The sequence below is a fragment of the Oceanobacillus halotolerans genome (genome assembly GCF_010993955.1).
Lineage (GTDB): Bacteria > Bacillota > Bacilli > Bacillales > Amphibacillaceae > Oceanibacillus_A > Oceanibacillus_A halotolerans.
The window spans coordinates 203956-217994 of the sequence record NZ_WIXL01000002.1 but is presented as its reverse complement, the minus strand read 5'-3'; the positions used below and the strand labels follow the sequence as shown (position 1 = coordinate 217994).

17 protein-coding genes and 2 riboswitches are annotated in these 14039 nt (G+C 35.5%); of the genes, 5 read left to right on the top strand and 12 right to left on the bottom strand.

What is annotated here, in order from left to right; genetic code table 11:
• Window positions 1–469: 469 nt before the first annotated feature.
• From GHC26_RS04065 to comGA, 9 genes are all read right to left on the bottom strand, one after another.
• Window positions 470–712 (bottom strand): DUF2626 domain-containing protein, encoded by a 243-nt coding sequence (locus tag GHC26_RS04065; RefSeq protein WP_163969996.1) that lies wholly within the window; start codon window positions 710–712, stop codon window positions 470–472.
• 69 nt (window positions 713–781) lie between these two features.
• The gene (locus GHC26_RS04060) at window positions 782–1489 is read right to left on the bottom strand and encodes a helix-turn-helix transcriptional regulator (RefSeq protein ID WP_163969995.1); all 708 of its coding nucleotides are present in this window, start codon (window positions 1487–1489) and stop codon (window positions 782–784) included.
• 149 nt (window positions 1490–1638) lie between these two features.
• Window positions 1639–2025, bottom strand: coding sequence for a hypothetical protein (locus GHC26_RS04055; protein ID WP_163969994.1), 387 nt, complete (start codon window positions 2023–2025; stop codon window positions 1639–1641).
• Entirely contained in the window at window positions 1997–2446 is a 450-nt protein-coding gene (locus tag GHC26_RS04050) for a competence type IV pilus minor pilin ComGF (RefSeq protein ID WP_163969993.1), read from the bottom strand. The genes GHC26_RS04055 and GHC26_RS04050 overlap by 29 nt, the downstream gene beginning before the upstream one ends.
• On the bottom strand, window positions 2394–2735 hold the full coding sequence (locus GHC26_RS04045; protein WP_163969992.1) for a type II secretion system protein: 342 nt from the start codon (window positions 2733–2735) through the stop codon (window positions 2394–2396). Before GHC26_RS04045 ends, GHC26_RS04050 begins: the two co-directional genes overlap by 53 nt.
• Window positions 2722–3153, bottom strand: coding sequence for a competence type IV pilus minor pilin ComGD (gene comGD, locus GHC26_RS04040; RefSeq protein ID WP_163969991.1), 432 nt, complete (start codon window positions 3151–3153; stop codon window positions 2722–2724). Before comGD ends, GHC26_RS04045 begins: the two co-directional genes overlap by 14 nt.
• Window positions 3153–3461, bottom strand: a complete 309-nt coding sequence (gene comGC / locus GHC26_RS04035) for a competence type IV pilus major pilin ComGC (RefSeq protein ID WP_163969990.1) — start codon at window positions 3459–3461, stop codon at window positions 3153–3155. Before comGC ends, comGD begins: the two co-directional genes overlap by 1 nt.
• Before the next feature lie 10 nt (window positions 3462–3471).
• The gene (gene comGB, locus GHC26_RS04030) at window positions 3472–4527 is read right to left on the bottom strand and encodes a competence type IV pilus assembly protein ComGB (protein WP_163969989.1); all 1056 of its coding nucleotides are present in this window, start codon (window positions 4525–4527) and stop codon (window positions 3472–3474) included.
• Window positions 4472–5500 (bottom strand): competence type IV pilus ATPase ComGA, encoded by a 1029-nt coding sequence (gene comGA, locus GHC26_RS04025; protein ID WP_163969988.1) that lies wholly within the window; start codon window positions 5498–5500, stop codon window positions 4472–4474. The genes comGB and comGA overlap by 56 nt, the downstream gene beginning before the upstream one ends.
• Window positions 5501–5600: 100 nt before the next feature.
• On the opposite strand from comGA, the gene GHC26_RS04020 reads away from it, so the two are divergent.
• Together GHC26_RS04020 and GHC26_RS04015 are read left to right on the top strand one after the other, a co-directional pair.
• Window positions 5601–6095: a shikimate kinase gene (locus tag GHC26_RS04020; RefSeq protein WP_163969987.1), complete on the top strand. Its 495-nt coding sequence runs from the start codon at window positions 5601–5603 to the stop codon at window positions 6093–6095.
• Window positions 6096–6502: 407 nt separating this feature from the next.
• Window positions 6503–6685, top strand: coding sequence for a YqzE family protein (locus GHC26_RS04015; RefSeq protein ID WP_163970202.1), 183 nt, complete (start codon window positions 6503–6505; stop codon window positions 6683–6685).
• Window positions 6686–6721: 36 nt separating this feature from the next.
• Here GHC26_RS04015 and GHC26_RS04010 read toward each other — a convergent pair whose 3' ends face one another.
• Together GHC26_RS04010 and GHC26_RS04005 are read right to left on the bottom strand one after the other, a co-directional pair.
• Entirely contained in the window at window positions 6722–7516 is a 795-nt protein-coding gene (locus tag GHC26_RS04010) for a YqhG family protein (RefSeq protein WP_163969986.1), read from the bottom strand.
• Entirely contained in the window at window positions 7506–9170 is a 1665-nt protein-coding gene (locus GHC26_RS04005; protein WP_163969985.1) for a DEAD/DEAH box helicase, read from the bottom strand. The genes GHC26_RS04010 and GHC26_RS04005 overlap by 11 nt, the downstream gene beginning before the upstream one ends.
• A gap of 152 nt (window positions 9171–9322) precedes the next feature.
• Window positions 9323–9425: riboswitch (glycine riboswitch) on the top strand.
• A gap of 3 nt (window positions 9426–9428) precedes the next feature.
• A riboswitch (glycine riboswitch) is annotated at window positions 9429–9535 on the top strand.
• A gap of 60 nt (window positions 9536–9595) precedes the next feature.
• Here GHC26_RS04005 and gcvT point away from each other — a divergent pair.
• Genes gcvT through gcvPB form a run of 3 tightly spaced genes read left to right on the top strand, consistent with a single transcriptional unit; the run spans window position 9596 to window position 13525 of the window.
• Window positions 9596–10705 carry a glycine cleavage system aminomethyltransferase GcvT gene (gene gcvT / locus GHC26_RS04000; protein WP_163969984.1) on the top strand — a complete coding sequence of 370 codons (1110 nt, stop codon included), beginning with the start codon at window positions 9596–9598 and terminating at the stop codon, window positions 10703–10705.
• A gap of 20 nt (window positions 10706–10725) precedes the next feature.
• Window positions 10726–12075, top strand: a complete 1350-nt coding sequence (gene gcvPA / locus GHC26_RS03995) for an aminomethyl-transferring glycine dehydrogenase subunit GcvPA (RefSeq protein ID WP_163969983.1) — start codon at window positions 10726–10728, stop codon at window positions 12073–12075.
• Window positions 12068–13525 (top strand): aminomethyl-transferring glycine dehydrogenase subunit GcvPB, encoded by a 1458-nt coding sequence (gene gcvPB, locus GHC26_RS03990; protein WP_163969982.1) that lies wholly within the window; start codon window positions 12068–12070, stop codon window positions 13523–13525. The genes gcvPA and gcvPB overlap by 8 nt, the downstream gene beginning before the upstream one ends.
• Window positions 13526–13646: 121 nt before the next feature.
• Here gcvPB and GHC26_RS03985 read toward each other — a convergent pair whose 3' ends face one another.
• Window positions 13647–14018, bottom strand: coding sequence for a rhodanese-like domain-containing protein (locus GHC26_RS03985; protein ID WP_163969981.1), 372 nt, complete (start codon window positions 14016–14018; stop codon window positions 13647–13649).
• Between the last annotated feature and the right edge of the window lie 21 nt (window positions 14019–14039).

Below are 14039 nucleotides of genomic sequence, written 5' to 3'. Positions count from 1 at the left end.
GTATAAAGCGACTGTCCGGAGCGGAATGCACAACTTTAAGACGCATTATAAAGATGTTGTGACGTTAAAAAAAACAACAAAGAATACGAAAAGAGCCTTTGTTTAAGATTCTAGTGGTGGGGAGTGAAGGTACCGACTTAGAACGCCACGTCAATCGCCACGTCAGCACTAGCACTTCCTTGCATTGAAAACCCGACCGAATGAGTTAAGCTTTATAAAATAACCAAAGGGTTCGCAGCTGGTATAAAGTTAAGCAAAAATAAAAACACCCTTCTTTAAAGAAGGGTGTTTTAGGGGGGATGTGCTCTGCTCTTTTGTTGGTTAGGGATAAAAGTTAAGCTACTAAAAATAGTATATCTGTGAATTAACAATATGTCAATAGTATTTTCTAAATAAATAGAAAAAATTTCAGGTTATCAATTTTAAATAAAAACCCTGCATGGAAATATGTAAGCAGGGTTTTTATCTTTTAGTGGCCAAATCCTGGCACTAATATAAATTCTGAATACCATGTAAAGCCTACCATAAATACAGTTAAATAAGCTCCAAACAGATACATGTACATGCGTTCAGAAAGTTTCAAATAACTTACTGCTAGGAAAAATGCTGTTTGTACAAGGAACAATAATGAGGTATTGATCATATCACCTACATAAAACATTACTGTAAAGATCCCTGTCCAAAAAGCAAGGACACGAAACATTCGTTCCATGATTTCCCCTCCTTTTCGGTAACTTATCATTGTTATTATATACGAGGATTGGAATAATGTAAATGAAAGTTAATTAACAGCTGATAACTTTGCTACATAGGAGCAATTTTCACAGCCTTGAAACATATTCTCTTCCTCGATTAACTCTACATCAGTAAATAATGCCTCAAACATTCCTTTTAAAAAGGATTGATGCATATTACAAATCATGGTTTGATTTTCATTTTTTATTGCAATTTCCTTAAAAGGACAATTCTTAATACTAAAGGATACACTATTGTCTACTTCATTATATTCAAAATTAGGATACATACCTAACATGTTGCCTGCATCTTCTAGGATGTGTAGCTTTTGTATAATCGAAGGTTGCTGTGCCGTATTTAGTGTTTGATAATTATCAATCACTTGATTCCCATATTTTTTTCCAGTTTTATATAATGCTTTTCTGCCAGCTTCTCCGAGTTCAACAAATGATTCTATTGCAATAGATGATAGCAATTTGTAATCGCGATGAGGAAAATTTAACTCGATCACCTCATCAGAAAGTTGATACAACCTACTAGGCCGACCACCTTTTCCTGTTTTTTGTGAAAAAGATATAACCATATTAATATCTTCTAATTTGGATAAGTGAAGTCGTGCCACATTTGGATGAATTTTAAATTCATTTGCAATATCGACCACACTGACAGCATCATGATGTTTTACAATATATTCATAAATATTAAAACGAGTTGGATCACTTAGTACATTGGTTACTTTGAGCGTTTGTTCCACTAAAATCCCCCCAAATCTCATGTAATTACTTTCATTATAGTATAAAAGTAATACGAATAGAGGACTTTAAATCATTTGTTGAAAAATATACATATTTGACAATTTCGTGTAGGAATGCTCTGTTATACTGTTTACTATATAGGAAGCTGCTATTCATCTGCTATTTGATTTAGGTTTATTTCCTTAATAAATGTATTGATTACACCTTTATTCGTTTTGACTGTTATATATAAATGATATGTATCCTTTTCCAATAAGATGTGCTCAATGGTTACCGTTCCTTGTTGGTAAGTATAGTAGGCAGGAGAGGCTATGTCTTCATGGGATTCCTTCAACGCATCTAAAAAATGAGCATATGCCATTTGAAATAATGTTTCAATTCGAATTTGTTCTAATTGATGATGGGTAATTTCAAGATTGTTGCGGTATGTGTGGATACTAGTAATAATGATCACAACAGCAAGTGACATAATAAATAATACATATGGTAATACAAATCCTCTTTGATTAAGGATAAAAGATAATTTCTTTTTCATAGGTATCCCCTTGTAATGTAGTTATGGTGGCGCGAATCCCGTAAGGAAGCTTTGTGAACAGAGCATCTTTGATATCCCTTAAAAAGACTTCATGGCCTTGGCTATTAACGCGTCGACGAATTTGGTTATGATATACTTCAATCGTTACTTGGGAACCATTTGATTGTTCTAGTTCTAAAGTTGAACCTTCTATTTCATAATTCGTTGCGGCTATTACTTCATCTCGTAAAAAATGAAAGAACTGATGGATGGTCAGTTCATCATTGTAAGAAGAAATTTGACTAATCTTAAGAAAAGAAGTGATAAAAGGGAGTGTTAAAAATAATATTGTTATACTAAACAATATAGTGATAAAGGTAATCCCTTTTTCATTTTGCAAAGGATCCGTACAGGCAGATTTTATCGTTTTCCATTTTTGCATTATCCCATTCCACACATCCTTTTAAGAGTTGGTTTTCTATTAAAATAGAAAATGTTGCTTCCTTATTATTTTTGGTTTCCTTTATAATAGTGACTGGTAATGCTTTTGCTTCCCATATATATGGTTGCATTTCATCATGCAAATCGCTAGCTAAGCTACGACGTTCATGAAGCACCATGTTTTCCGTTTTAATGAGCATCACTACAGGTACAAGTACCATAATCATGAGTGTTAATAGATGAAAAGCTATTAGTACTTCAATGAACGAAAAGCCTTTATTGTTTTTCAATGTATCCCCGCCTTTTCCCAAATGGAAAAACTAAATGATACGTATTTAAAGGTGTTATTATTTCAATTCTTCCTGCTTGCCGAATCCTCCCGTTCTTATCAAAGGCAATCGCAGATACGTTTCTTGTGTCAACCTGCCAATTTGCAGGGATTTGTTTTTTGCGTATTTCATCTTTTCCATTAAAAATAGCATACATTTCTTCATTGGCAATAAAAGAGAGTCGTAGTCGGTTTTCATTATAACCATACGATAATGTCTGCAAATAAAGTAAGTCAGATTCAAATGCTTCAAAAAACTGCTTTTCTTGTTGCTTCGTTAATATGGACATGTTTAATGGGCCACTAAGAAGAAACAGAATGGACCATATGCTAAGAACGAAAAGAACTTCGATTAACGTAAACCCATTTTGCTTCTTCATTAATCTGTTGAAACGGAAACAGTGCCACTATTAATTAATATGGTTGATCCATCTGGACACGTTTTTTGATCTTCTGTAATGTAATTATCTCCTTCTAATGTTGCTAAGTCTGTGGGATAATTTCCTTCTTCCAAATAATAGGCGTCTGCTTGTGCCTGGACAACGGATACAAGCGCATCACACCCTTGCTCATTTACAGACTCGCTTTTCTCACCTAAATTTGGAATAATTAAAAGAATTAACACAGAAATTATCATTAGTACAACAAGCATTTCAATTAAGGTGAAACCTTTTTCACTTTGGAACATGCAATCACTCCTATATTGTTTGAATTAACTGGAACATTGGCCACATTAAACTTATATAGATAAAAATGATAAAACTAGCTAAGATAACAAAAAAGATCGGTTGAATAAGGGAAATGGTTTTAGAGACTTTTTGATGCAATTCTTCCATCAACCAGTCTGCATAAATCGCTAAGTCTTTTTCTAGTGTTGCTGCATCTACATTTTTTTGGATAATTGATGATAGCTGCTTTTCAAGTAAAGGGAGTTGTTGTATTAGGCTTGATAGGTGAATACCTTTTGTAAGTTCTTCGGTCATTAGTGTTGCATAATAGGCGAGAATTGGTAGTTTGTTTTGACTTGCTATCAGTTGCAAAATCTCTTTAATCGACATACCAGTTTTCAATAAGGAACTAAAATAGATGGCAAATTGAAAGGATGTTTGTATTCGTTTGATATTACGATAAAAGGGGACTCTAGAGTATATAGTAATTTGTTTCTCAATGGGAAGCTGTTGTTTCACAAATAACCAAACAAGTAAGGTAAGAAGTACTATACCAATACCAATGAATGTACCAGTTGTTAAGATGTCTATTAGTAGCAGTGAGATTGTTAATGTTGTTGAATGGCTTGCACTTGTTTCGAAAAGATCAACAAACGAAGGTAATACAGACTGTTTAATAAAATACATTAACAATATAAATGTACTTAATAAAAATAGGGGGTATCGAATCGTCTGTTGAAATTTCGTGGTGTAGTCTAGTTGTTGTTTATACATTGTAATACATTTCTCTAGACTTGATTGAATGTCTCCATCTATACTTACCAAATACAAATAAGAGGTAATCGTTTTAGAAAAAGCGACTTTTTCAAATGCATGGTTGATTGGAATTCCGTCTTTCAAGAGGCTGATTATGTCAGAAGCAGTTGCTGCTAATTGCTTGTCCCATTTCATCACTTCTAGTGACTCAAGTAATGTATATCCATTTCCAAGTAAACGAGATAAGCGGTTTAAAAATCGAAGCTGTAATGTTTTATTTAAGGTTTTTGGATTCCGTTTCATAAAATGTTTCTTCTGTAATAAATCCATACGCAAATGCCTTCCTTCTTAAATGGTGAAATGATTGAAATGGATAGCTGTCTATAAATTCACCTCCTTGAATTAAATTCGTTAAGGGTTTCCCATCTAATAGTTCCAGAATAGCAGCACGTCTTTGAATTTTACCGTTAATGGTTATCGGAATTAACTGTAAGGCAGCAACGGCAATAAGGGATTGGTATAGATCACTTCGTTTCAACCCCATTTCTAATAAACGATGGATGGTGCTCATTGCATTCTTAGCATGTAATGTACTTAAGACTAGGTGTCCTGTAAGAGAGGCTTCAAAAGCAAATTGAGCGGTATAGGCATCACGAATTTCTCCAACCATAATAATATCAGGATCATGTCTTAATGCTGCTTTTAATCCCGTTTGATAGGTGATTCCCGCTTTTTCATTTACTTGTACTTGTAAAATATCGTGCATTTCTTTTTCAATTGGGTCTTCTAACGTAATGGTTTGGTATGACTTTTCTTTGAGAATGGTTTGTAACAAGGTATATAAAGTTGTTGTTTTTCCACTTCCTGTTGGCCCTGTAAATAAAATGATCCCAGCTCGATTGGTTATCCATGTTTTAATTTGTGAAAGCTGTTGTGGAAATAAGAAAAGCTCATCTAAACTGAAGTTTTCCTCCTGTGGGAGAATGCGTATTGCTAGGCTTTCCATATGATTAACAGGTAATGTAGACAATCGGAGAGCATAAGGAGTAGAAAGAGACTCGTGATAAATGGTGCCATTCTGTGGTTTGCGGATTTCTCCAATATCCATTCCAGATGTGAATTTAAAGTAGGTAAGTAATAGCTGGTATTGTGAGGTTTGGATTGTATCGATATAAACTCGTTCCCCGTGTATACGAAAGTAAATATTCGTTTTTTCTACAAAGGGATAGAAATGAATATCAGATGCTCCTCTTTTGATAGCTGATGCTAATAGTCTCTCTGAAAGTGATGCGGCGTGTGTCATAATGATGTCACCTCCTTTCAATGTAGTATAGTTTGTTGTTTGTGAGATTTATTTGCTAAAATTGATATAACTCTTTAGTGAAGAATTAGGGTGAATCGTAATGAAAAGTATTTATTTGATTGGATTTATGGGAAGTGGAAAAACAACAATAGGAAAACAGTTAAGTCAGGCGTTAGAGTTGCCACTGTTGGATACGGATCAATTAGTAGAAGATCATTATGGTAAACAAATAGTGGAAATCTTTCAACAGGATGGGGAGAAGACATTTCGCTTATATGAATCAGAGGTATTACAATCCTTACCAGAGGAAAACGTGGTTGTTTCAACAGGTGGAGGAATTGTTGAAAAAAGGGAAAATATTGATTATTTGTATTATAAGGGAATTGTTATTTATTTACAAGCATCATTTACAGAAATTTCGAATCGTTTAAAAAATGATCGTACGAGACCCTTATGGAATAAGGATTTAGATGCTAAAAAAAAGTTATTTAATCGTCGCCGACTACTTTACCAGCAATGTGCGGACCATACTGTTCAGACTGATGGCAGGTCCGTACTTGAGATTGTGCAGGAAATAAGAAATATAATTGATTAATTTCCACAGGTTTGATTTTTTTATAATTTCCTAGACGAAAAAAAGACCTTGCCACGTTTACGAATGGAAAAGTCTATCATGCCGATTTATCGGCATCCTATAACATTGGTGCTCGCTATTTTATTCGGTATTCAAAAATCCATTTCTGAGAAGGAATGGTTGGCTCTTCAGGCGAAAGTTCCCGAATTGGCAAAAAGAACACAGTTTGTTTATCTTCATTGATTAACCCTTCATCTGGCATCGTAATTCTGTAAGGAATCACAAACTAGATTTAGTGTTGTATTTAAGATAAGGGATGCTCCATCAAAATCTTTGATTTAGGTGGTGAGGTTCACAAGTATAATTCAGTTCCAAGATGCCTAAGCTATGTAAAAGAAAATACCATTTATGGGTAGTGAGGTGATAGCATTTCTGGTAATGATTATGTTAAATATTTAACAGAGTCCTTTGTTTCCTATATTGATTCCCCACCAGAAGAACGAAAAAGAAAGCGGAAAAGAAATAAACAGCCAGAAACCGTTATTTCTAATCGATGGTTTGGGGTGTTACCATTTTCATTAAAATTTATTCGGAAGAAAACTAAAAAGTAGCAGGAACTCCTTCATAAAGGAGAATCCTGCTATTTTTTAGTTCATGGTATTGTCTGCTAAATAAAAGATACCACCGTTAATAACCTGCATCGTGACAGTTGGTTCATACCGTTTCTTTATATCATCAATTTCTCTTTTCATTTGATCCTCAGGATCTTCTAAGTCGGTTCGATCTACATAGAAGTGTTTCAGTAGATCTACTTCTTCGTCCAGCTTTTTCTGCGATTCATCTGCCCATTCCTGGTCTTGATTTTGCAGATAATCTTCCAACACAGCTTCTACTCTGTAAAAACCACTCCTCACTTTAATAATGGGGGAGATCGTATAACAGAAATTAGAAATCGTATTTTGTAATGGAAGGTCTCTTAGGATATCCATCATTTCTAATTTCATTGTGCCATTTACTAAGTGTAATCCAATTGAAATGATTTCATCTTTTTTCTGCTTTCCTTTATAACTAATCTTCACGTTCAGGACCAACCAGGGAAACAATGCAGTACGCTCAGTTGTTTCTACCTTCTGAAATAGTTGTGTAAAGCACTCATTATTTTTTAAATGATTCATTATTTGTTGTAGGCGCGGACTGCCGAAATGAATCCATTCCCCTTTTTGTTCTCTTTTTTCGGGATTAGTGATAAAGGTTAGTTCCATTGGTTGTCCCGGACGCCCCATTTTTTTAACATAATGCCAATAAAATGGGCGGTTCATTAATGCACGATCTAATTCCTCGGTTAATTGAACGGTGAACACACCATCTTCTTTTTCATTAATCGTACAATGATGTGCTGTGAAATATGTTTCAAGAAATTGTTTAAGATCTTTAATTGCCATATTGTTGATCCTCTCCAATAGCGTGATTTGAGTGGGTTGATTCGATGACAGATGTTAAGTTGTCTAGTTTAATCTTAGCTTCACCTGTAGAGGATGACTCTGAGAAAATAGATTGGATTTCTGTTTCGATATCATTAATTTCAAGTTCCGCTAATATATCATCTAAGTCTCCTATAACTTTTTCAAATAGATCAATTTTCTCATATAAGAGATTCATCACATGTTCCTCAACGGTATCACGTATCGCAATATTATAAATATGGACATCATTGTCTTGTCCGTAACGGTGAATACGGCCAATTCGCTGTTCCAAGCGCATTGGGTTCCATGGTAAGTCGTAATTAATTAAATGATTACAAAATTGTAAGTTAATCCCTTCACCACCTGCTTCAGTAGCAATTAACACTTGTGCATGGTTTTCGAACAATTGTCGCATCCAATCCTTCTTCCCACGTTTAAAGCCACCTCGATAAGGAACTGAGGTAATATTATGTTGTTGTAAGTACCATTGCAAATAGAACTGTGTAGCTCGATATTCTGTAAAGATAATTACTTTCTCATCCCCGATTTTTTCCATTAATTCGACAATCTTTTGTGCCTTAACATGATGTGGTAACTGCTCAATCTTGTTCATGACAGGCTCAAGATAGGATTGACTGTTTTTTTCGTTTTTTGCATACTTTTGAAGGGACAAAAAGCAAGCCTCACGAGAAGAACATAATTCCCGTAAAAATGTTACCTTCGAGAAAGAGGTAAACGGCTCAGTGAGATCTACTAATGAATCATATACTGATTGTTCATCTTCTGAAAAGTTAACCCAAACAGTTTCAATGTGTCGCTTTGTTTGACTTAATTCTGTTTCTTTTCGTGTGTTACGTATCATTACTTGTTGTATTAATTGTTTTAAATAGGCATCTTGTTTTAATTTATGACGACTCTTCCCATATTGCTTGATAAAGGAATCATAGTTACCAAGATGACCTGGCTTTAAGATAGATACTAAATTGAATATATCCACTAATCGATTTTGCACTGGTGTAGCTGTTAATAACAGACAATATTTTTTCTTTAAGGAACGAACAAATTGATAGTTTTGTGTTTTATGGTTTTTAAGTTTATGTGCTTCATCTACCAATACAAAATCATAATTGATTTGTTTAATTTCTTCACAGTGTGGATTTTTTTTAGCTGTATCCATGGATGTAACGAGTACATCATAGTCTTGCCATGGATAATTTTTTCGATGCGCAATAGCAGGTATATAGAATTTCTCATTTAATTCTCTTGTCCATTGGTTAACCAACGATGCTGGTGCAATAATAAGAGCTTTTTTAACTAATCCACGAATCATATATTCTTTTAAAATGAGACCAGCCTCAATTGTTTTACCTAACCCAACTTCATCCGCCAAAATAGCACGTCCATTCATATGCTCGACAACTTGTTTTGCAGTATCAATTTGATGTGGCAAAAAATCCACATGTGGCAAATAATCAAGCGAACGCAGGCCATCGAAATCACTTGTCATGGTTGTTAGCTCTGCTTCATAAGTTAATTGAAAAAGATCCCATGATGTAAATGGACCTTCTCTTTCAATTACTTTGTCAAATTCCTCGATAAATGTATCGTCTTTGTTTAGTTTTACATGTCCCATCCAATACACCCTTCGCCTCATCTTTTTATTTTTATTTTTTAAAAGATTATATTTCATTATGCAATTATGTTATAATGGAGTTATTAAAATAGAAATTTCATTTTTTTACTGCTACATAGTATAACCAAAAATGACATATTTCATAAAAGCGGATGAATACAAGGGGAGAGATTACTTGGAGCATAAGCTCTAAAGTAACGCCGAAGGAGCAAGCGTAAATGCGAATCTCTCAGGCAAAAAGACTCTTGTAGGACGCGACTCTGGAGAGTGTTTACGTATGGTAAACCACCCACGAAGCAAGCACTTGGAATTCACTTTTGTATCCGTTTCCAACAAGTGCGCAACTTTCTGGTTGAAGGACAGAGGTTTCATTACTAAGTGAAATCTCTATTTTTATGCACTTTTTTAAAAAGGAGTGGAAGGAAATGCAGGAGTTAAAGAGAACGCCATTATTTCCAGAGTACGAGAAATATGGTGCAAAAACCATTGATTTTGGTGGATGGGATTTACCAGTACAATTTTCTAGTATTAAACACGAGCATGAAGTAACAAGAACCAAAGCAGGGTTATTCGATGTATCCCATATGGGAGAAATCGTTGTGAAAGGTCAGAGTAGTAAACAATTTCTGCAAAAAATGGTTACGAATGACGTATCCAAATTAACACCAAACCGAGCTCAATACACGGTAATGTGTTATGAAGACGGAGGAAGTGTTGATGATTTCTTAATCTATATGATGGAAGAAAATCATTATTTGTTGGTTGTTAATGCTGCAAACACAGAAAAAGATTATGACTGGCTGGTACAGCATAACGATTTTTCGGATGTTACTATTACGAATGTTTCGGATCAGTATGTTCAACTAGCCTTACAAGGTCCAAAAGCAGAAGAAATTTTACAAAAGCTGACGGATACAGATCTTAGTGAAATTAAATTCTTCCGTTTTAAGGATGACGTTCATTTTACTGACATTGAATCAGGTGCACTTGTTTCCCGTACTGGATATACAGGAGAAGATGGGTTTGAAATTTATATTGATGCAAAAGACGGAAGTCAATTGTGGAATGCCGTTTTAGAGGTGGGAAAAGAAGATGGACTTGAGCCAATTGGACTTGGTGCAAGAGATACGTTACGTTTCGAGGCTAACTTGGCACTTTACGGACAGGAATTGTCAAAAGATATAACACCAATTGAAGCAGGATTAAGTTTTGCTGTAAAAGTGAAAAAAGATGCTGATTTCATCGGAAAAGATGTATTAAAGGAACAAAAAGAGAATGGTCCAGCTCGCAAGTTAGTTGGGATTGAAATGATTGATAAGGGAATTCCTCGAACTGGATACCCTGTTTTTGTTGGGGATGAGGAAGTTGGTTTTGTTACTTCAGGAACACAATCACCGACATTAAATAAAAATATTGGTCTTGCGCTTGTAAAATCTGAACTTGCTACAGAAGGAACAGAGGTTGTTGTTCAAGTGAGAAAGCGTAAATTAAAGGCAATTGTTGTACCTACACCATTTTATAAACGAGATAAGTAAAGAAATAGGGAGGGGTTATAATGGAATTTCGTTATTTGCCAATGACAGATGCAGATAAACAAGAGATGCTTGATACAATAGGTGTTAACTCAACGGAAGAACTTTTTTCCGATATTCCAGATCAGGTACGCTTTAAAGGGGAATTAAAGCTAAAAGAACCAGCTAATGAATCCCAATTAAAAAAAGAATTAACAAACATGGCTAATAAAAATGCAAACCTAAAGGAGTATAGTTCATTTTTAGGCGCTGGTGTTTATGATCATTACATTCCATCTGTAGTGGATCATGTTATTTCACGATCCGAGTTTTATACAGCATATACGCCATATCAACCAGAAATTTCTCAAGGTGAACTACAGGCAATATTTGAGTTTCAAACGATGATTTCAGAGTTAACTGGAATGCCAGTTGCCAATTCATCAATGTATGACGGACCAACTGCATTAGCAGAAGCAGTCAATTTAACAGCTGCACAAACAAAACGGAAAAAAATTATCGTATCCAAAGCAATACACCCAGAATCAAGAGAGGTTATTGCGTCCTATGCAAAAGGGCCAAATCTTGAGGTTGTGGAGATAGATCATCAAAATGGTCGTACAGACTTAAGTCAGCTTGAAGCAGCATTAGATGAAAATACAGCAAGTGTTGTCATGCAATATCCTAACTTTTACGGGCAAATTGAACCATTAGCAGAAGTAGAAAAATTATTAGAGAATCAAAAGAAAACGATGTTTATCGTTTCTAGCAATCCACTGGCATTAGGTTATTTAACGCCACCAGGTGAATTTGGTGCAGATATTGTTGTAGGCGATACCCAAGTGTTTGGTATTCCAGCACAATTTGGTGGGCCGCATTGTGGTTATTTTGCTACAACGAAAAAGCTTATGCGTAAAGTTCCTGGTAGATTAGTAGGGCAAACAAAAGATGAAAACGGCGAACGCGGATTTGTTTTAACCTTACAGGCACGTGAGCAACACATTAGAAGAGATAAAGCAACATCTAATATTTGCTCCAATCAAGCTCTAAATGCATTGGCCAGTTCTGTTGCGATGAGTTCTATTGGCAAAAATGGGATTAAGAAGATGGCGCAATTGAATATGCATAAAGCACGTTACTTTAAACAACAATGTCAAGAACAGTCGATAGACGTTCTTACTGAGGGACCATTCTTCAATGAGGTTGTTGTGAAATTATCAAAACCAGTTGCCCAAGTAAATGATGAGTTACTTGAAAAAGGGATTATTGGTGGATTCGATTTAGGTAAAGTTGACACAGCGTTGGAAAACCATATGTTAGTTGCAGTAACAGAAAATCGTACAAAAGAGGAGATCGATACTTTTGTAAAGGAATTGGGGGATATCAATGGCTAATCAAGACTTTCCATTAATTTTTGAGCGTAGTAAGGAAGGAAGAACAAGTTATAGTTTGCCTGCGTTAGATGTTCCTGCATTTGATTTAGAAACTGAATTAGATGATACGTATATTCGAACAGAGGCACCAGACTTGCCAGAAGTCAGTGAATTGGATATTATGCGTCATTATACCGCATTATCTAGACGTAATTATGGGGTTGATTCTGGTTTTTACCCATTAGGTTCTTGTACGATGAAATATAATCCAAAAATAAACGAAGATGTTGCAAGGCTTGAGGGATTTAGCCATATCCATCCATATCAGGATACCAAAACTGTTCAAGGTGCTCTAGAGATGATGTATGACTTGCAAACACATCTGAGAGAAATAACTGGGATGCATGAAGTATCCCTACAACCTGCAGCTGGTGCACAAGGGGAATGGACTGGATTAATGATGATCCGTGCGTTCCACGAAGCAAATGGTGATTTGAACCGAACAAAAGTCATTGTTCCAGACTCTGCACATGGTACTAACCCAGCCTCTGCAGCAGTAGCAGGATTTGATGCTGTAACCGTTAAAACAAATGATAAAGGGTTAGTAGACTTAGAAGATTTAAAGCGTGTTGTCGATGAAGATACAGCGGCATTAATGCTAACAAACCCAAACACACTAGGATTATTTGAAACAGAAATCCTGGAAATGGCAGAAGTTGTCCATTCTGCAGGTGGAAAATTGTATTATGATGGTGCAAATTTAAATGCGATTATGGGCTATGCAAGACCAGGTGATATGGGATTTGATGTCGTTCATCTGAATTTGCATAAAACATTTACAGGACCACATGGTGGTGGTGGACCAGGTTCTGGACCAGTTGGTGTTTCCGAAGAGTTAGAACCATTTATGCCAAAACCAGTCCTGATTAAACAAGGCGATCAATATGTATTTGATCATGATAGACCAGATTCAATTGGTCGTGTTAAACCATATTATGGTAATTTTGGTATTAACCTCCGTGCCTATACGTATATCCGTACAATGGGTGCAGAAGGTTTGAAAAAAGTAAGTGAATATGCTGTTTTAAATGCGAATTATATGATGCGCAAGCTAGAAGATGTTTATGAGTTACCATATCAGCAGCATTGTAAACATGAATTCGTGTTGAGCGGTAAACGGCAAAAGAAACTAGGTGTACGGACACTTGATATAGCAAAACGCTTATTAGATTATGGCTACCATCCACCTACTATTTACTTCCCATTGAATGTAGAAGAGGCCATGATGGTGGAACCAACTGAAACAGAGTCAAAAGAAACATTAGATGGTTTCATTGAAACAATGATTGCAATATCAGAGGAAGCAGAGAATGACCCTGAATTAGTACAAGAGGCTCCACATAATACAGTGGTGAAACGAATGGATGAGACAACAGCAGCAAGAAAACCTGTTCTACGTTATATGAAATAGATTAGAAAACTTGGCATTCGCCCAGCCTAATGGCGAATGCCTTAGTTACACTTAGGACGTATAGGATGTACTAAAAAAGGATGGATTTCGTTAACTATAACGGAATCCATCCTTTTCATGTCTACTTTGCTTTAATTTTTCCTGTCCACTTTTTGAAGCCACCTTTTAACTGATAAATATCTTGGTAACCTTTTTTGTGTAACAATTGCGCGGCTCTAGCAGATCTAGAAGCACCTTGACAGTATAAGTAAACTGGTTTATCTTTTCGTAGTTCAATAAGACGTTGTTTCATTTGGGTAATGGGGATGTTTCTTGCACCTAAAATATGTCCCCGTTCAAATTCTTGCGGCTCTCTTACATCAATTAATTGTGCCTTCCGGTATCCCTCGCGAAATTGATCTTCTGTTAATACCTTTAAATAGGAACGCTGTCTAAAGTAGCGAAAGACACCGAATGCCACTAATGCAACAATTGCTATAACTAAATATTCCATGGTTTATCCCCCATTTTCTTT